This window comes from Ruegeria sp. BF10, assembly GCF_056538725.1.
Genome location: NZ_JBQFTR010000004.1, coordinates 258,734 through 275,415, shown reverse-complemented (window position 1 = coordinate 275,415; position 16,682 = coordinate 258,734). Strand labels below are relative to the sequence as shown.

15 protein-coding genes are annotated in these 16,682 nt (G+C 60.1%); 8 read left to right on the top strand and 7 right to left on the bottom strand.

Annotated elements, in window-relative coordinates; translation table 11 throughout:
- Nucleotides 1–62: 62 nt before the first annotated feature.
- Nucleotides 63–839, bottom strand: a complete 777-nt coding sequence (locus tag ACR0DJ_RS16435; protein ID WP_117870917.1) for an enoyl-CoA hydratase — start codon at nt 837–839, stop codon at nt 63–65.
- Between the two features lie 66 nt (nt 840–905).
- Nucleotides 906–1,757, bottom strand: coding sequence for a bifunctional DNA-formamidopyrimidine glycosylase/DNA-(apurinic or apyrimidinic site) lyase (gene mutM / locus ACR0DJ_RS16430; protein ID WP_257599836.1), 852 nt, complete (start codon nt 1,755–1,757; stop codon nt 906–908).
- Between the two features lie 86 nt (nt 1,758–1,843).
- Between mutM and ubiE the strand changes: the two genes are divergently transcribed.
- Both ubiE and ubiB read left to right on the top strand, forming a co-directional pair.
- Nucleotides 1,844–2,596, top strand: coding sequence for a bifunctional demethylmenaquinone methyltransferase/2-methoxy-6-polyprenyl-1,4-benzoquinol methylase UbiE (gene ubiE, locus ACR0DJ_RS16425; RefSeq protein ID WP_170345658.1), 753 nt, complete (start codon nt 1,844–1,846; stop codon nt 2,594–2,596).
- 3 nt (nt 2,597–2,599) lie between these two features.
- Nucleotides 2,600–4,129 (top strand): 2-polyprenylphenol 6-hydroxylase, encoded by a 1,530-nt coding sequence (gene ubiB / locus ACR0DJ_RS16420; RefSeq protein WP_170345659.1) that lies wholly within the window; start codon nt 2,600–2,602, stop codon nt 4,127–4,129.
- A gap of 95 nt (nt 4,130–4,224) precedes the next feature.
- Here the strand turns inward: ubiB and ACR0DJ_RS16415 are convergent, their stop codons facing one another.
- A complete protein-coding gene (locus tag ACR0DJ_RS16415) occupies nt 4,225–5,400 on the bottom strand; it encodes an acetyl-CoA C-acyltransferase family protein (protein ID WP_480685660.1) in 1,176 nt (391 codons plus the stop codon).
- Nucleotides 5,401–5,516: 116 nt separating this feature from the next.
- Between ACR0DJ_RS16415 and ACR0DJ_RS16410 the strand changes: the two genes are divergently transcribed.
- From ACR0DJ_RS16410 to ACR0DJ_RS16385, 6 genes are all read left to right on the top strand, one after another.
- Nucleotides 5,517–6,080 carry a helix-turn-helix domain-containing protein gene (locus ACR0DJ_RS16410; protein ID WP_170345661.1) on the top strand — a complete coding sequence of 188 codons (564 nt, stop codon included), beginning with the start codon at nt 5,517–5,519 and terminating at the stop codon, nt 6,078–6,080.
- A 110-nt stretch (nt 6,081–6,190) separates the two neighbouring features.
- Nucleotides 6,191–7,378 (top strand): glycine C-acetyltransferase, encoded by a 1,188-nt coding sequence (locus tag ACR0DJ_RS16405; RefSeq protein WP_425079361.1) that lies wholly within the window; start codon nt 6,191–6,193, stop codon nt 7,376–7,378.
- Nucleotides 7,375–8,325: a PLP-dependent cysteine synthase family protein gene (locus ACR0DJ_RS16400; protein WP_425079362.1), complete on the top strand. Its 951-nt coding sequence runs from the start codon at nt 7,375–7,377 to the stop codon at nt 8,323–8,325. Before ACR0DJ_RS16405 ends, ACR0DJ_RS16400 begins: the two co-directional genes overlap by 4 nt.
- Nucleotides 8,326–8,343: 18 nt before the next feature.
- Nucleotides 8,344–9,372: an L-threonine 3-dehydrogenase gene (gene tdh / locus ACR0DJ_RS16395; protein WP_480685732.1), complete on the top strand. Its 1,029-nt coding sequence runs from the start codon at nt 8,344–8,346 to the stop codon at nt 9,370–9,372.
- Between the two features lie 64 nt (nt 9,373–9,436).
- Nucleotides 9,437–10,321, top strand: coding sequence for a tryptophan 2,3-dioxygenase (locus tag ACR0DJ_RS16390; protein ID WP_480685659.1), 885 nt, complete (start codon nt 9,437–9,439; stop codon nt 10,319–10,321).
- A 3-nt stretch (nt 10,322–10,324) separates the two neighbouring features.
- Nucleotides 10,325–11,149: an alpha/beta hydrolase gene (locus ACR0DJ_RS16385; RefSeq protein WP_480685658.1), complete on the top strand. Its 825-nt coding sequence runs from the start codon at nt 10,325–10,327 to the stop codon at nt 11,147–11,149.
- 73 nt (nt 11,150–11,222) lie between these two features.
- Here ACR0DJ_RS16385 and infB read toward each other — a convergent pair whose 3' ends face one another.
- From infB to rimP, 4 genes are read right to left on the bottom strand one after another with little or no spacing between them, the layout of a single operon-like run.
- Nucleotides 11,223–13,697 carry a translation initiation factor IF-2 gene (infB, locus tag ACR0DJ_RS16380; protein ID WP_480685656.1) on the bottom strand — a complete coding sequence of 825 codons (2,475 nt, stop codon included), beginning with the start codon at nt 13,695–13,697 and terminating at the stop codon, nt 11,223–11,225.
- Nucleotides 13,698–13,705: 8 nt separating this feature from the next.
- The gene (locus tag ACR0DJ_RS16375; protein ID WP_480685654.1) at nt 13,706–14,329 is read right to left on the bottom strand and encodes an RNA-binding protein; all 624 of its coding nucleotides are present in this window, start codon (nt 14,327–14,329) and stop codon (nt 13,706–13,708) included.
- 22 nt (nt 14,330–14,351) lie between these two features.
- The gene (gene nusA, locus ACR0DJ_RS16370; RefSeq protein WP_480685652.1) at nt 14,352–15,971 is read right to left on the bottom strand and encodes a transcription termination factor NusA; all 1,620 of its coding nucleotides are present in this window, start codon (nt 15,969–15,971) and stop codon (nt 14,352–14,354) included.
- Nucleotides 15,971–16,561, bottom strand: coding sequence for a ribosome maturation factor RimP (gene rimP, locus ACR0DJ_RS16365; RefSeq protein ID WP_152459779.1), 591 nt, complete (start codon nt 16,559–16,561; stop codon nt 15,971–15,973). Before rimP ends, nusA begins: the two co-directional genes overlap by 1 nt.
- Nucleotides 16,562–16,682 lie beyond the last annotated feature (121 nt).

Below are 16,682 nucleotides of genomic sequence, written 5' to 3'. Positions count from 1 at the left end.
TTCAAACCATGGCCAGGAAAAAAGGGCGGGCTCAAGCCCACCCGCCATAGAGATCCCGCGCGTTACTTGTCGCGGAATTGCGCAGTGCGCTTTTCCAGGAACGCAGCCATGCCTTCCTTCTGATCTTCGGTTGCGAACATCGAATGGAAGACACGACGCTCGAACAACATACCTTCGCTCAGCGGAAGCTCGTAGCTGCGGTTCACCGCTTCTTTCGCGGCCATTGCGGTCAGCTGCGATTTCTCGGCAATCTTCTGTGCTGCGCTCACGGCTTCTTCGATCAGCTTCTTGGCCGGCACCACCCGGCTCACGAGACCTGCGCGTTCAGCTTCGTCCGCATCCATGAAACGCCCCGTCAGGTTCATGTCCATCGATTTGGATTTACCCACAAACCGTGTCAGACGCTGACTTCCACCCAATCCGGCAATGACGCCCAGATTGATCTCGGGCTGGCCGAATTTCGCGGTGTCCGCCGCGATGATGAAATCGCACAGCATGGCAAGTTCACATCCACCGCCCAGCGCATAGCCTGCCACGGCCGCAATGATCGGCTTGCGAATCGCGGTCACACGATCATTCGCGTCGGCAAAAAGGTTGATGTTGTAGACGTCGACAAAACTCATCTCGGACATTTCCTTGATGTCCGCGCCGGCGGCAAAGGCCTTGTCCGATCCGGTGATCACGATGCAGCGCACTTTGTCATTGCTGTCCGCATCTTCCAGCGCGGTGCAGAGCTCACCCAGCAACTGGGTGTTCAACGCGTTCAACGCATCCGGTCGGTTGAGTTTGATAAGTGCGACGTGGTCTTCGATTTCGACGATGATCGTCTCAAAAGCCATGAGAGGAAAGCTTCCGGTTGTTCCGTTCAGGTACGATTCCTTACCACGCGAAAAACTTGGATCAAGCTATCTTTGGCATTGCGCACAATAGAAGGATGAGCGACCGGACTGGGTGATTCTCTTGATCGGCGCTCCGCACCCTTCGGTTCGGCAGGCCTCGCCCTCACGACCGTAGACATCAAAGCTGTGCTGAAAATATCCAAGTTCTCCATCGGCTTGGCGGAAATCCCGCAGCGAGGACCCGCCGGCTTCTATGGCGTCTTGCAACACCTGCCGGATGATCGGAACAAGCGCCGCCACGCGGGGTGCCGAAATCTGTCCGGCTTTGCGACGTGGCGACACTCGGCCGCGATAAAGAGCTTCGCAAACATAGATATTGCCCAGACCGGCAACGATTCCCTGATCCAGCAAGGCGGATTTGACAGGCGTGTTCTTGCCTTTGAACGCATCGATCAGGTGTTGGTCGTGAAAATCGTTGCCCAAGGGTTCGGGCCCCAGAACCGACAGCAGCTTGTGATTTTCGGCGTTGTCCGTTTGCAACAGGTCCATCGCGCCAAACCGGCGAGGGTCGTTGAAGGTGATGCGTGCGCCATTGGCCATATGAAAGACCACATGGTCATGTTTCTGCACGGCGGGATGGTCATGGACGAACTGTCCCAACGGGTCGCCCGACACCGTCATCCGCCCCGACATACCCAGGTGGATCAACAACGTCTCGCCGCTGCTGAGATCCGCCAGGATGTATTTCGACCGCCGCCGCAGCCGCTCTACCCGCTGCCCGGTCAGCCGTTCGGCCATACGTTCGGGGAACGGCCAGCGCAGATCGGGGCGATTCACATCAGCCCGTTCGATCACGACCCCCTCCATGGCAGGGCTCAGGCCGCGTCTTACTGTCTCGACCTCAGGTAATTCGGGCATTACAGGGCTCCTAATTCAAAGGGCCGCATTGTGCCCGCCTCTCTTGGCCCTATAACAGAGGCGAAATTCGACAAACGGCAAGGCAAATGTCCGACAACAGCGACAAGACCACTCATTTCGGTTTCGAAACCGTCCCCGAGGCCGAAAAGGCCGGGCGTGTGCAGGGCGTATTCAACTCGGTTGCCTCGAAATATGACGTGATGAACGATGTCATGTCGATGGGCATCCACCGGGTCTGGAAGGACGCGATGATGGACTGGCTGGCGCCGCGCCCCGGCCAGCGGCTGCTGGACGTGGCCGGCGGAACGGGCGACATCTCGTTCAGGTTCCTCAAGCGCGCGGGCCACGGCCACGCCACGGTGCTGGACCTGACCGAGCCGATGCTGATCGAAGGGCGGCAACGCGCCGAAGCAGATCAGATGTCGGACAGCCTGAACTGGGTCGTGGGCGACGCCATGGCCCTGCCTTTCGAAGACAATACATTCGATGTCTATACGATCTCGTTCGGCATTCGGAACGTCACCCGCCCGCAAGAAGCTTTGAACGAGGCTTACCGTGTGCTGAAACCCGGCGGCCGCTTGATGGTTTTGGAATTCAGCCAACTGCCCAATGACGGGCTTCAGAAACTCTATGACCTCTACAGCTTCAACGTCATCCCGCGCATGGGGAAACTGATCGCCAATGACTATGACAGCTATCAATACCTGGTCGAATCGATCCGAAAATTCCCCGATCAGGAAACGTTCCTGAACATGGTTCGCACCGCAGGTTTCGAAAACGCCAAATACCGGAACCTGAGCATGGGTATCGCCGCGCTGCATTCCGGCTGGAAGATCTGACACATGCGTGGTCCCCATAACATCATCCGCCTGATCCGCACAGGCGCCACGCTCGAGCGCACAGGCGCAATGAACGTGGTACTGGATGCGTTCGAAGCCCCGCGCGCCGTTCGCATCCTGGCCCACGCATTGGGCAAACCCTTTCAATGGCTTGGCTACAAGGGCGACCCCGGGATGCCGCCCGCCACGCGCGCCCTGACGGCGCTTGGCCCCGCTTATATAAAATTCGGTCAAGTGCTTTCGACCCGCCCGGACGTCGTTGGAAATGAACTGGCCGAGCAACTGCGCGTTCTGCAAGACAAGCTACCGCCTTTCTCCAAAGCCGACGCGATGGCCGAAGTCGAGAAAGAACTGGGTCAGCCGATCTCGGACATGTTCAGCGAATTCAGCGAGCCGATTGCCGCTGCATCTATTGCGCAGGTTCACAAGGCCAAGTTGACCAGCACGGGTGAGGATGTCGCGGTCAAAGTCCTGCGCCCGGGGATCGAACGCGCGTTCCGCAAAGATGTCGATGCGTTCTATTTTGCCGCCCGCATGGTGCAACTCTGCGCGCCTGGCGCGCGCCGTCTGCGCCCGATGGAAGTGATCGAGCATTTTGACGGTGTCGTACGCGGCGAACTGGATCTGCGTCTGGAAAGCGCGGCGGCCTCAGAATATGCCGCCAACACCAAGGACGACGCCGGCTTCTGGCTGCCCCCCGTTGTATGGTCACTGTCCGCGCGACGCGTCATGACGCTCAGTTGGGCGGACGGGATCGCACTGGGTGACAATGATGCTCTGGATGCCGCAGGTCACAACCGCAATGATCTGGCCGAACGTGTCCTGCGCCTGTTCCTTCTCCATGCCCTGCGCGACGGCTTTTTCCACGCCGACATGCACCAGGGCAACCTGAAGGTGGCCGCGAACGGAGACATCATAGCCTATGATTACGGCATCATGGGGCATATCGATGAATACACACGCCGGGTCTATGCCGAAATCCTGTTCGGCTTCATCCGCCGCGACTACAAACGCGTGGCCGAGGTGCATTTCGAAGCCGGCTATGTTCCCGCCAATCAGGACGTGGACGAGTTCGCCCGCGCTCTGCGGGCCGTGGGCGAGCCGATCTTCGGCATGGATGCCACGCATATTTCCATGGGGCGGTTGCTGAGCTATCTGTTCGAAGTGACCGAACGGTTCGGGATGGAAACACGAACCGAGCTGATCCTGCTGCAACGCACCATGGTTGTCGTCGAAGGCGTCGCGCGCTCACTCGACCCACATATGAACATCTGGGAGGTCGCCCGCCCCGTGGTCGAAGACTACATCAAACAATCCATCGGCCCCCGGGCGGCCCTGCGGGATTTGGGAAAAACCGCGATGGTTCTGGCCCGCTTCGGCCCGCGTCTGCCGGCCCTGGTCGAAAACGCACTGATCGCACAAACCCAGAAAGACGAACCGCAGACGTCCACCCTGTGGTCCATTGTTCTGCCTGCCACGTTCGGAGCCGCAGCAGGTGCAGCGCTGGTCTTGCTGATCAGCGCGCTCAACTAAAACCAACCTACCTGCTTCATCTGGCCAAAAATATCCTCGGGGGGAATCGCGCCTTGCGCGATGGGGGGCAGACAGCCCCCCGCACCACTTGCGGATCAGAGCCGTTCGATGGCGATGGCAATCCCCTGACCGCCCCCGATGCACATGGTGATCAGCCCTTTGGACCCACCGGTGCGTTCCAGCTCGTACAGCGCTTTCAGCGTGATGATCGCACCAGTGGCCCCCACCGGATGCCCCAACGCAATCGCACCGCCGTTGGGGTTCACCTTGCTTGCGTCCAATCCAAGCTCCTGATTTACGGCCAGAGCCTGCGCGGCGAAGGCTTCATTGCTTTCGATCACGTCGAAATCTTCTGCTGACAAGCCCGTCTTCTTCAAGAGGTTTTGCACTGCCGGAACAGGGCCAATGCCCATGACTTCCGGCCGCACGCCCGCATGCGCATACCCAATGACACGCGCCTTCGGCTTCAACCCAGCCTTTTCGGCCGCATCCGCTGTCGCCAACACCATCGCCGCCGCCCCGTCATTGATGCCCGAGGCATTGCCGGCCGTCACACGCCCGTCCTTTTTGAACACCGGGCGCAGACCGGCCAACGCTTCGGCGGTCGTCGCCTTTGGATGCTCGTCGACTTTGAAATCGACCATGTCCCGCTTGACCTTGACCTGTACCGGAGTGATCTGGCTATCGAAGTACCCGGCCTCGATCGCCGCAGCCGCACGTGTCTGGCTGTCCAATGCGAACGCATCCATCTGTTCACGGCTGATCTGATGCTCATCCGCCACGTTTTCGGCCGTCACCCCCATATGTCCTGTGCCGAAGGGGCAGTTCAACGCACCCAGCATCATGTCCAGAGAGGTGACGTCGCCCATCTTCGCGCCCCAGCGCGCCTGCGGAACGATGTAGGGGCTTCGTGACATGCTCTCTGCTCCGCCCGCAACGGCAAAGTCAGCATCGCCCAGCATCAGGGACTGCACGGCTGACACGATCGCCTGCGCGCCGGATCCGCACAGACGGTTCACGTTCATGGCCGGTGTGTCGTTGGGAATGCCCGCCTGCATCGCGGCAACACGCGACAGATACATGTCACGCGGTTCAGTGTTGATCACATGACCGAACACCACATGCCCGATCTGCGCCCCCTCAACCCCCGAGCGCTCAAGCGCCGCTTCCGTCGCGACAGTGGCCAGATCAATCGGCGCGGTTGAAGCCAGCGCACCACCAAAGGTGCCAATTGCGGTGCGGGCACCGTCGAGAATAACGATATCGCTCATGAGCTACTCCTCCTGAATTTCGCTGCATTATGCATGCGCAGAATGGCACTGTCGCCCCAGACGTCCCGTCACGGCGGCAATTGACATTGCGTTGCGCAGCCCCCATGGATTCCGTCATGACGGAAGACACAGACGATATCCTGAACCTCCTGCCCGCCCGCTTGAAAGAGGCGCGACGGGCCAAGGGTCTGTCCCTGGAAGCGGTCGCCAATCTCAGCGGCGTGTCCCGGTCCATGGTCAGTCAGATCGAACGCGGAGAAAGCAGCCCGACGATCTCGACCCTGTGGAACCTGACACGCGCGTTGCAGGTGGATTTCGCCGGTCTCTTGGAGGGCGCAAAGGCCACGGACCAGATCGAGGTTCTGCGAAGCTCCGAGGTCCCCAGCATCGACAATATGGGGCAGAACTGCCGAATTCGTATCCTGTCACCGCCTGAAGAGGCCGGGGGTCATGAAGTCTATGATATCGAATTCGACGAGGACGGGGCCCTGAACAGCCAACCCCATGCCCGCGGTGCCCGTGAACAGCTCACCGTGCTGGAAGGCGCGGTCAAGGTCACTTCAGGCAATGCGGTGACCGAGTTGAACCAGGGGGACACGGCCCGATATGCAGCCGACATTGCGCATTCCATCTGCGCCAAAGGACCGGCCCGGGTATTCCTGATCGTAAAAAACGCCTGACACCCGCGAAATTCCACCTTCACGGATTTTTTTCCTTCATATTGAATTTCCCCTATTTGGGAATTTCATCCGCTATGTTAGATGTGCGACTCAGTTGAACGGAGGTCGCCATGGCAGATGCATTCCTGTCCCATATCACGGACACACTTGCGCAGATCGAATCTGAGGGTCTTTACAAACGCGAACGAATGATCACCTCGCCTCAGGGCGGTGAGATTACTGTCGGCGGCAAGCAGGTGATCAACCTCTGTGCCAACAACTATCTGGGTCTGGCGGATCATCCCGCGCTGATCGAGGCCGCAACACAAGCTATGGGCCCCAAGGGATTCGGCATGGCGTCGGTTCGGTTCATCTGCGGCACGCAAGACATTCACCGCGAACTGGAACAACGTCTTGCCAGTTTCCTGAACAAGGACGACTCCATCCTTTTTGCCGCCTGTTTCGACGCCAATGGCGGGCTGTTTGAACCTCTGCTGGGTCCGGAAGACGCGATCATTTCGGACAGCCTGAACCACGCCTCGATCATCGACGGCGTGCGGCTGTGCAAGGCCAAACGCTATCGCTATCTGAACAACGACATGAATGACCTCGAAGCCTGGCTGAAACAGGCGCGCGAGGACGGGGCGCGGCATATCATGATCGCCACCGATGGCGTGTTCTCGATGGACGGCTATCTGGCCAACCTGCCGAAAATCAGGGAACTGGCCGATAAATACGATGCGATTGTCATGGTGGACGATTGCCATGCGACCGGCTTCATGGGGCCGAACGGGGCCGGCACACCCGATCATTTCGGCGTCGATGTGGATATTCTGACGGGAACCTTGGGCAAGGCACTTGGGGGGGCAATCGGCGGCTATATCGCCGGGCCGCAGCCAGTGATCGACCTGCTGCGGCAGCGGGCGCGGCCCTATCTGTTCTCAAACTCGCTGCCGCCCTCGATCGTCGCTGCCGGGTTGGAGGCGATCCGTCTGGTCGAAGAAGGCGACATGCTGCGCGCGCAACTCTTCGGCAACGCCAAGTATTGGCGCGCTGGGCTGGAAAAGCTTGGCTTTGACCTGCTGCCCGGGGAACACCCGATCATCCCGGTGATGCTGGGTGAGGCGACGCTGGCACAAGACATGGCGTCACGGCTGTTCGACGAAGGCGTCTATGTTTCGGGCTTCTTCTTTCCGGTCGTCCCACGCGGGCAAGCGCGGATCAGAACGCAGATGAATGCGGCTCTGACCAGGGATGAACTGGACCGCGCCCTGTCCGCATTTGGCAAGGTCGGCAAAGAGCTGGGGGTCATCGAATGATCCTTCCATCGGTCATCGATGTGATCGGCGACACCCCCATGGTCGAACTGTCGCGCGTGTGTGCCCAGCAGAAGCTGAACGGGCGTATCATCGCCAAGCTTGACTATTTGCTGCCGGGATTTTCGAAAAAGGACCGCGCGGCGAAGTCCATCATCGAAACGGCGCGCGCAGACGGGACTTTGTCACCGGGGCAAACGGTGGTCGAGCTGACCTCGGGCAATATGGGCACCGGGCTGGCCATTGTCTGCGGTATTCTGGGGCATCCTTTCGTGGCTGTCATGAGCGCCGGAAACTCGATCGAACGCGCACGTATGATGCGAGCCCTGGGGGCCGAAGTTGTCATCGTGCCCCAGGCCCCCGGCAGCAAACCCGGCGAAGTCTCTGGGGCCGATCTTGAACTGGTCGATATCGAGGCGAAACGCATCACAGTTGAACGCAACGCGTTTCGTGCGGATCAATTTGGCCATTCGGGAAACCCCAAGGCTCACGAAACCGGGACCGGGCCCGAGATCTGGGCGCAATCCGAAGGCACCGTCACGGCATTCTGCGACTTTGCAGGATCGGGTGGAACGCTGGCCGGAGCGGCAGAGTGTCTGAACCGGCACGGCGTGCGGTGCTATGCCGTGGAACCTGTGGGCGCGCGCGCTTTGGCCGGTGAGCCGGTTTCGACCCCGGACCATCCCATTCAGGGCGGCGGTTACGCCATGAGTGATCTGGTGCATTTGAAGGATAGCCAATTGGCGGGACATCTTGCTGTTTCGGGAAAGGCCGCGCGGGATTGCGCCCGGCTTCTGGCCCGGACCGAGGGGATATTCGCCGGCTATTCGGCAGGCGCGAATCTTGCCGCGGCGATTGAACTGCTGCGCGGCCCCGAAGAAGGCGGCTGTGTCGCCATCGTCATGTGTGACAGCGGCCTGAAATACCTGTCGACCGATTTGTGGGAGTAAACTATGCGACCCAACACGATGAAAGCACTGGAAAAATCCAAACCCGAAGAAGGGTTGTGGATGGTGCAGGCCCCGATCCCCGAAATTGGCCCCGATGATGTGCTGATCCGTATCAAAAAGACGGGTATCTGCGGCACCGACATCCATATCTGGAACTGGGATGAATGGGCGTCTCATACCGTGCCGGTTCCTATGATCACTGGCCATGAGTTTGCCGGAGAGATCGTCGAGATCGGGCGCAACGTGACAGGGCTTGAAATCGGCCAGCGATGCTCGGGCGAGGGTCATCTGATCACCACCGACAGCCGTCAGAGCCGCGCCGGAAAGTTTCACCTGGATCCGGGAACCCGGGGTATTGGAGTGAACGAACAGGGCGCATTTGCCGAATATCTGAAACTGCCTGCCTTCAACGTGGTGCCCTTGCCCGACGACATACCGGATGAGATCGGTGCCATCCTCGATCCGCTGGGCAATGCGGTGCATACTGCCCTCAGCTTTGATTTGCTGGGCGAGGACGTTCTGATCACGGGTGCGGGCCCCATCGGCATCATGGCCGCTGCCGTCGCTCGTCACGCGGGTGCACGCAACGTGGTCATCACCGACATCAACGCAGACCGATTGAAACTGGCCGAACATGTGGTTCCCTCGGTGCGGACCGTCGATGTCTCCATCGAGGACTTACAGGGCGTCATCGCCGAGCTTGGGATGAAAGAAGGGTTCGATGTCGGGCTTGAGATGTCCGGCTCGCAGGCCGCCCTGGACCAGATGGTCGAAGCGTTGGTGATGGGTGGAAAGATCGCGTTGCTGGGGATTCCACCGGGCAAGTCTCCGGTTGATTGGTCGCGCATCGTGTTCAAGGCGATCACGATCAAGGGGGTCTATGGGCGTGAGATGTTCGAGACGTGGTACAAGATGATCGCCATGCTGCAAAACGGTCTGGATGTGTCCCGCGTGATCACGCACCGCTTTGCGGTTGATGATTTCGCCCAAGGGTTTTCCGCGATGAAATCAGGCCTGTCCGGCAAGGTTGTTCTGGACTGGACCTAACGCGCTGGAAAGTTGCAACCTCAGCCCCTAGACAGGTGCAGAACTTGCACAAGGGAGGCATGAGATGGGCGAGGACAAAGACGATCGTCTGTTGCAGCGGGGGGTCGAAGACACCCTGGTCACTGATTTCGCCGAAACGCACCGCAAAAGCTATGGCGACTTCCTGCAACTGAAAACGCTGCTGAACCTGCAAAAGACGTTTCAGGACCCCGCACAACCTGACGAGATGCTGTTCATCATCATTCATCAGGTCAGTGAGCTGTGGCTGAAACTGATGCATCACCAACTGGTCGAGGTCCGCCGGTTCCTGCAACAAGATGAATTCGGACCCGCCATGAAAAACCTCGACCGCATCAAGGCCATTCAACGGCAATTGATTGCGGCCTGGGAAACCCTGCTGACCATGACGCCGGCCGACTATATGACGTTTCGGCAGGCCCTGGGCAACTCTTCCGGGTTTCAAAGCTATGGGTACAGGCAGATCGAGTTCATTCTTGGCAACAAGGATGCCTCGACCCTGAAAGTGCACGAGCATGACCCTGAGGTGATGGAGATGCTGACCGCCGCCCTGACCAAACCGTCCCTGTATGACGAAGTGTTGCACATGCTGGCCCGACAGGGGTTCGACGTTCCACGGGACTTGATCGAGCGGGACTACTCCGAGCCGTATTCCGGTGATCCGCGCGTGGTTCAGATCTGGGTCGACGTGTTCCGCAACACGGAAAAGTACTGGGATCTGTACGCGCTGGCCGAAAAACTCATGGATGTGGAAAGCCTGTTTCAACGCTGGCGCTTTGACCACGCCACCGCGGTTGAACGTGTGATCGGAATGCAACCCGGCACCGGAGGTTCCAGCGGCGTGGCTTTCCTGCGAAAGGCACTTGAGTTGCGGTTCTTCCATGACCTCTACGATGTGCGGACGGAACTGATGTACAGCGGGCAGGGCTGAGCCATGCTGTATCGCGGATTTTCACAAGCCGAACTGGAGCGGGAGTACTCTCCCAGTTCGATGATCGGTGGTGACCTGGCCCCCTATCTTGCCAGTTATCAAGCGCTCAGTGCGCAGGCCCGCGCTGAGCTGCCCGTTCAGGCCAACCTGGCCTATGGCGACACCCCGGCCCAGGTGCTGGATTTCTTTCCCGCGAAGGGGGCCGGCGCCCCGTTGCATGTCTTTATTCACGGTGGGTATTGGCAGGATCTCAGCCAGCGCGAATCGGCCATGATGGCCCCGGCGCTGATCCAAGCCGAGCAATCCTTTGCCACCTTGAACTACACGCTCGCCCCGGATGCGCGGCTGGATCAAATGGTCGACGAATGCCGCGACGCCCTTCTGTGGCTTGCGTCCCAGGCCGGCGTACTGGGTTTCGACCCGACACGGATCACCTTGTCAGGGCACAGTGCCGGCGCCCATCTGGCAAGCATGGTCATGGCAAGCTCGGCCGGCGCATTGGCCCGCGCCGGGCTGCGCGTGCGTGATGTGCTTCTGATCAGCGGTGTTTATGATCTGGAACCCGTCAGTTTGACGTCCGTGAATGATCCGCTGCACCTGACGCCGGTCGAAGTGAACGATCTGTCCCCGATCCGCAACCTGCCCCCACCGGGCCCCCGCTATCATGTTTCAGTGGGGGAACGGGACACCGGCGAATTCATTCGTCAAAGCCGCGACTATGCGGAACGGCTGCGCAAGGCCGGGCACTCGGTCAGCTTTGCCTTGAAACACGGAATGCACCATTTCGACATCATCCTGCATTCCGGGACATTCCTGTCCGACACGTAACGAGGCATTTTTCAAACAAAAAACAGCGGCCCGATCGGTGCCGCTGTTTTTTTTGAGTTCATCCCGCTTCGGATCAATCCAGGGTGCGGGTAACCTCTTCGCGCTCGAAGATCTCGATTACGTCGCCCTGGCGGATATCGTCGTAGTTTTCGAACGCCATACCGCATTCCTGACCCGACTGAACCTCGGCCACTTCGTCTTTGAAGCGCTTCAGCGTCTTCAGCGTGCCTTCGTGGATCACCACGTTGTCGCGCAGCAGGCGGACGCCTGCGGAACGGCGCGCAACACCTTCGGTGACCAGACAGCCAGCAACCTTGCCGACACCGGTAACCTTGAAGACTTCGCGGATCTCGGCATAGCCGATGAACTTTTCGCGGATCTCGGCGCTCAGCAGACCGGATGCGGCCGCTTTCACGTCGTCGACCAGATCATAGATCACCGAGTAATAGCGGATCTCGACACCCTTTTGGTTCGCCGTGTTCCGCGCCGATGCGTTGGCACGGACGTTGAAGCCAAAGACCGGCGCGCCGGAGGCTTCCGCCAAACCGACATCCGTTTCGGTGATCGCACCCACACCCGAGTGCAGAACGCGCACGCGCACCTCGTCGTTCCCGATCTTTTCCATCGCCTGAACGATGGCTTCGGCAGAACCCTGCACATCGGCTTTGACGAGGATCGGCAACTCGGCCACGTTCTCGTCTTCCTTGGCCTTCTGCATCAGCTGCTCGAGGGTGGTCGCGGCGCCGGCAGCGGCGCGTTTGTCCTTGGCGGCCTGTTCACGATAGGCGGCGATTTCACGGGCCTGCGCTTCGGTCTCGGTCACGTTCAGAACGTCACCGGCTTCGGGCGTACCGTTCAGGCCCAGAACCTCGACCGGAACCGAGGGGCCAGCTTCCTTGACGCGCTCACCCTTGTCGTTGATCAGCGCACGGACCTTACCGTACTGCTCACCCACGACGAAGATATCACCCTGACGCAATGTGCCGTTCTGAACCAGAACGGTGGCGACCGGGCCGCGACCCACGTCCAGCTGAGCCTCGATCACGGCCCCCTGGGCAGCGCGGTTGGGGTTGGCTTTCAGTTCCAGAATCTCGGCCTGAAGCGCGATGGCTTCCAGCAATTCGTCCAGACCCTGACCCGAGATGGCGGACACTTCGACGTCCTGAACCTCACCCGACATTTTCTCGACGATGACTTCGTGTTGCAACAGATCGGTGCGCACCTTGTCCGGATTTGCATCCGGCTTGTCGACCTTGTTGATCGCCACGATCATCGGCACTCCGGCCGCTTTTGCGTGATTGATCGCTTCGATCGTCTGCGGCATCACCGCATCATCGGCGGCGACAACCAGAACCACGATATCCGTAACCTGAGCACCGCGCGAGCGCATCGACGTAAACGCCGCGTGGCCCGGAGTATCCAGGAAGGTCAGCGTGGCGCCGCCATCGGTTTTCACCTGATACGCGCCGATGTGCTGGGTGATGCCACCAGCCTCGCCCGCCACAACGCGCGCGTCGCGGATTGCGTCCAACAGCGAGGTCTTGCCGTGGTCAACGTGACCCATGATGGTGATGACCGGCGGACGCGGCTGCAGATCTGCTTCGCTGTCTTCGACCTCTTTGATGACGTCTTCAACATCCGAATCGGATACGCGAGTGACCTTGTGGCCGAATTCTTCGATGATCAGCTCGGCAGTGTCGGCGTCGATGGTCTGGTTCTGCGTGACCATCATGCCCATGTTCATCAGCGATTTGACCACGTCAGCCACACGTTCGGCCATACGGTTGGCCAGTTCCGAGACCATGATCGCCTCGGGCAGCTGTACGTCGCGGATCACCTTTTCCCGTTCAACGGCACCGCCCATGGCTTTTTGACGCGCACGCTCCTGCTTGCGCTTCATCGCGGCCATCGAGCGCTGACGGTTGCCTTCGCCACCTGTCGCCTGACCCAGAGTCAACTTGCCCGAACGGCGATTGTCGTCACGACCCTTGCCACGACCACGCTGTTCACGTTCGCGGTCCTGTTTGCGCGGCGTGGCTGCCGGCGCAGGTTTGCTGGCCGGAGCGCGAGCCGCCTTGGGCTCTTCCGGTGCGGGCGCGGCAGCGGCGCGTTTGGCGGCTTCGTCCGCCTCTTTGCGCTTGCGCTCTTCATCCTCGGCCTTCTGACGCGCACGCTCTTCGGCTTCGCGCTGTTCGCGTTCCTTGGCTTCCTGTTCCGCACGGCGGCGTGCGCGCTCTTCTTCGCGCGCCTTCTCAGCAGCCTCGCGCGCTGCGGCCTCTTCGGCCTCGCGTGCCTTGGCCGCTTGCAACGCCTTCATGCGGCGCGCCATTTCCGCATCGGAAATTCCCGCAGGACGACGCGACGGATCACCCGATGGTGCAGCACCGCCACCCGGCTTTGCTGCGCCCGGCTTGGGGACCACCACGCGTTTGCGTTTGGTTTCCACCACGACATTCTTGGTGCGTCCGTGGCTGAAACTCTGTTTCACATTTCCGGGGCGTGCCCCGCCACGAAGACCCAATGTCTTTTTGCCGTCATTATCGCTCATAAAGCTATTTACCCTTCCGTGCGGCCCCTGCCGCCGTCATCCGTTTCGCGCAAGCCACGCAGGCGCTGCGCTTCCTCTACAACACGTTTGGCGAGTCCGCCAGAGGCCACGGCAGCATGAATCACCGTTTGGCGCCCAAATGCCTGTCCTAATTCGTCTGCGGTCAGCCAACCTATGTATTTTCCGAAGTGCGGCGTACTCAGCTTGGACTTACCGCGCCCCGATCCATCTGCGGCCTGAATCAGCACCTGTGCTTCTTCCCGGTCCAGCGACGTCTTGACCTTTTCGTACCCGGCAACCGCGTCGCCGGACTTGCGCGCCAGACTGAGCAGCTCGACAACGCGGCGTGCGATCTGCTTTTCAACCTCTTCCGCCAAGTCCTTGGGCACGGTCACTTGTGCCTTGAACCCCCGCGCAAACAGTTTCTTTCCGATGGCCTTGTCCAGAGCGGCACGATCCGCCGCCACATAGACCCCTCGTCCCGGCAGTTTCGCCGCGACATCCGGAAAAACCTGACCGTCCGGCCCCGCCACGAAGCGGATCAGCCCGTATTTGGGCTGAACCTCGCCTGTGGCGATGCACTTGCGCTCGGGTCCGTCGGACCGATCCTTATGGGCGCCACCGCGACTCATACACGCCACCCGAAGCCTGAGATCAGGCCTCGACCTCCTCGTCTGTTGCGTCACCGTCGACGTTTTCTTCCGCCTGCTCCAGCTCGGCCGGATCGACCCAGCCCAGCAGGATACGCGCGGTCATGACCATGTCTTGCGCTTCTTCCAGCGTTACACCGAAAGGCTCCAGTACACCGTCGTCCTTGACGCGTTCACCATCGACTGTCGTCCAGCCACCGGCCAGTTCCCAGTCGGCACAAGTCGCGAAGTCTTCCAGAGTCTTCACGTCGTCCTTGGCCAGTGCCTCCACCATCTGGGGTGTCAGACCTTCGAATTCAATGAGGCTGTCCTCGGCACCCAGTGCGCGCGCCGCGTCCAGTGCCGCTTTGGCCTGTGCCTCCAGATACTCGCGGGCGCGGGTTTGCAGTTCCTGCGCGGTACCTTCGTCAACGCCGTCGATGACCAGCAGTTCTTCAATCTCGACATAGGCAACCTCTTCGAGGTTGGTGAAGCCCTCCGAGACCAGCAGTTGGGCAAAGAATTCGTCCAGATCCAGGCTGTCCATGAACAGTTTGGTACGGGCTTCGAATTCCTTCTGGCGGCGGGCTGATTCTTCGGCCTCGGTCATGATGTCGATGTCCAGACCGGTCAGCTGGCTGGCCAGACGCACGTTCTGACCGCGGCGGCCAATGGCCAGCGACAGTTGTTCTTCGGGCACGACGACCTCGATCTTGCCGGCTTCTTCGTCCAGAACCACCTTGGAAACCTCGGCCGGTTGCAGCGCGTTCACCAGGAAGGTCGGCTGATCCTCGTTCCACGGAATGATGTCGATCTTTTCGCCCTGCAACTCGTTCACGACGGCCTGCACGCGGCTGCCGCGCATACCCACGCAGGCACCGACGGGGTCGATCGAGTTGTCATAGGAAATCACGGCGATCTTGGCGCGCGAACCGGGGTCACGGGCCACGGCCTTGACCTCGATGATGCCGTCATAGATTTCCGGCACTTCCATCTTGAACAGCTCGGCCATGAATTCCGGCGCGGTGCGCGACAGGAAGATCTGGTGGCCACGTACTTCGCGGCGCACTTCCTTGATGTACGCGCGCACCCGGTCATTCGGGCGATAGCTTTCGCGGCCGATCTTGTCATTGCGGCGCAGAACCGCCTCGGCGCCGCCCAGATCGACGATGACATTGCCAAACTCTTCGCGCTTGACCGCACCGTTGATGATGGTGCCCGCGCGATCCTTGAATTCTTCGTACTGACGGTCGCGCTCGGCTTCGCGCACTTTTTGCAGGATGACCTGCTTGGCGGACTGAGCAGCGATCCGACCCATTTCAACCGGAGGCACTTCTTCGACATAGACATCGCCAACTTCGGGTGATTCCATGTATTGCTTGGCCTGCTCGACGGTCATTTCGGCCTGATAGTTTTCAAGCTCGTCATCTTCGACCACGGTGCGAACACGGGTGAAAGTCGCCTTGCCGGTCTTGCGGTCGATGGACACGCGGATGTCCATCTCGGCGCCGTAGCGGCTCTTGGCGGCACGGGCGAGCGATTCCTCCATCGCTTCGACGACCAGGCCGGGGTCGATCATCTTTTCGCGGGCCACGGCCTCGGCGGTCTGCAACAGCTCCAGCTGGTTTGCTGAGGTGATTGCCATCAGTTCGTCTCCTCTTCGGACCCTTCGGTCTCAATCTCGTCGAAAGCGTTTTCGTTCAGGGCGCCGGCATCCTTGCGCTGGCGCAGCATTTCCTTGATCAGGTCATCGGTCAGGACCAGCTTGGCATCGCTCAGCCAGTCGAATTGCAGACCGATGGTGATGGTTTCATCCCCCTCGGGGATGTTGATCAGAACCTCGTCCCCTTCGATCCCGGCCAATTCGCCCTTGAAGCGCCGGCGGCCGTCAATCAGTTCGGCGGTCTCGATCTTGGCCTCATACCCTTCGAAGGTCTCGAAATCCTTCAGACGGGTCAGAGGGCGGTCGATACCGGGGCTCGACACCTCGAGCGTATAGGCGTCAAGGATCGGATCCTCGACATCCAGCGTGGCGCTGACCGCGTTAGAAATTTCGGCGCAGTCATCCACTTCAATACCGCCATCGGGCTTGTCGGCCATGATCTGAAGCGTGGTCTGCTTGCCGCTCATCAGGCGGATGCGGACCAGCTCATACCCCAGATCCTCGATCACCGGGGTGATGATCTCGGCCAGTCGCCGGTCAATGGCAGCTTTTGCTATCAGGTCGTTTGTCATCTGGTACTCTACCCTGTCAGTCGGGCACAAAAAAACGGGCGCGCGGCCCGTCGAATTTTCCGGTGGAGCCTTGGGCCAGAAGTCCAACGCGCCGCTGTTGAAACTGCATATACGCAGGATG

Excerpts from the sequence above, each read along its gene's own strand:
- ACR0DJ_RS16435 (WP_117870917.1), bottom strand. The coding sequence starts at position 839 with ATGGCTTTTGAGACGATCATCGTCGAAATCGAAGACCACGTCGCACTT.
- mutM (WP_257599836.1), bottom strand. The coding sequence starts at position 1,757 with ATGCCCGAATTACCTGAGGTCGAGACAGTAAGACGCGGCCTGAGCCCT.
- ubiE (WP_170345658.1), top strand. The coding sequence starts at position 1,844 with ATGTCCGACAACAGCGACAAGACCACTCATTTCGGTTTCGAAACCGTC.
- ubiB (WP_170345659.1), top strand. The coding sequence starts at position 2,600 with ATGCGTGGTCCCCATAACATCATCCGCCTGATCCGCACAGGCGCCACG.
- ACR0DJ_RS16415 (WP_480685660.1), bottom strand. The coding sequence starts at position 5,400 with ATGAGCGATATCGTTATTCTCGACGGTGCCCGCACCGCAATTGGCACC.
- ACR0DJ_RS16410 (WP_170345661.1), top strand. The coding sequence starts at position 5,517 with ATGACGGAAGACACAGACGATATCCTGAACCTCCTGCCCGCCCGCTTG.
- ACR0DJ_RS16405 (WP_425079361.1), top strand. The coding sequence starts at position 6,191 with ATGGCAGATGCATTCCTGTCCCATATCACGGACACACTTGCGCAGATC.
- ACR0DJ_RS16400 (WP_425079362.1), top strand. The coding sequence starts at position 7,375 with ATGATCCTTCCATCGGTCATCGATGTGATCGGCGACACCCCCATGGTC.
- tdh (WP_480685732.1), top strand. The coding sequence starts at position 8,344 with ATGAAAGCACTGGAAAAATCCAAACCCGAAGAAGGGTTGTGGATGGTG.
- ACR0DJ_RS16390 (WP_480685659.1), top strand. The coding sequence starts at position 9,437 with ATGGGCGAGGACAAAGACGATCGTCTGTTGCAGCGGGGGGTCGAAGAC.
- ACR0DJ_RS16385 (WP_480685658.1), top strand. The coding sequence starts at position 10,325 with ATGCTGTATCGCGGATTTTCACAAGCCGAACTGGAGCGGGAGTACTCT.
- infB (WP_480685656.1), bottom strand. The coding sequence starts at position 13,697 with ATGAGCGATAATGACGGCAAAAAGACATTGGGTCTTCGTGGCGGGGCA.
- ACR0DJ_RS16375 (WP_480685654.1), bottom strand. The coding sequence starts at position 14,329 with ATGAGTCGCGGTGGCGCCCATAAGGATCGGTCCGACGGACCCGAGCGC.
- nusA (WP_480685652.1), bottom strand. The coding sequence starts at position 15,971 with ATGGCAATCACCTCAGCAAACCAGCTGGAGCTGTTGCAGACCGCCGAG.
- rimP (WP_152459779.1), bottom strand. The coding sequence starts at position 16,561 with ATGACAAACGACCTGATAGCAAAAGCTGCCATTGACCGGCGACTGGCC.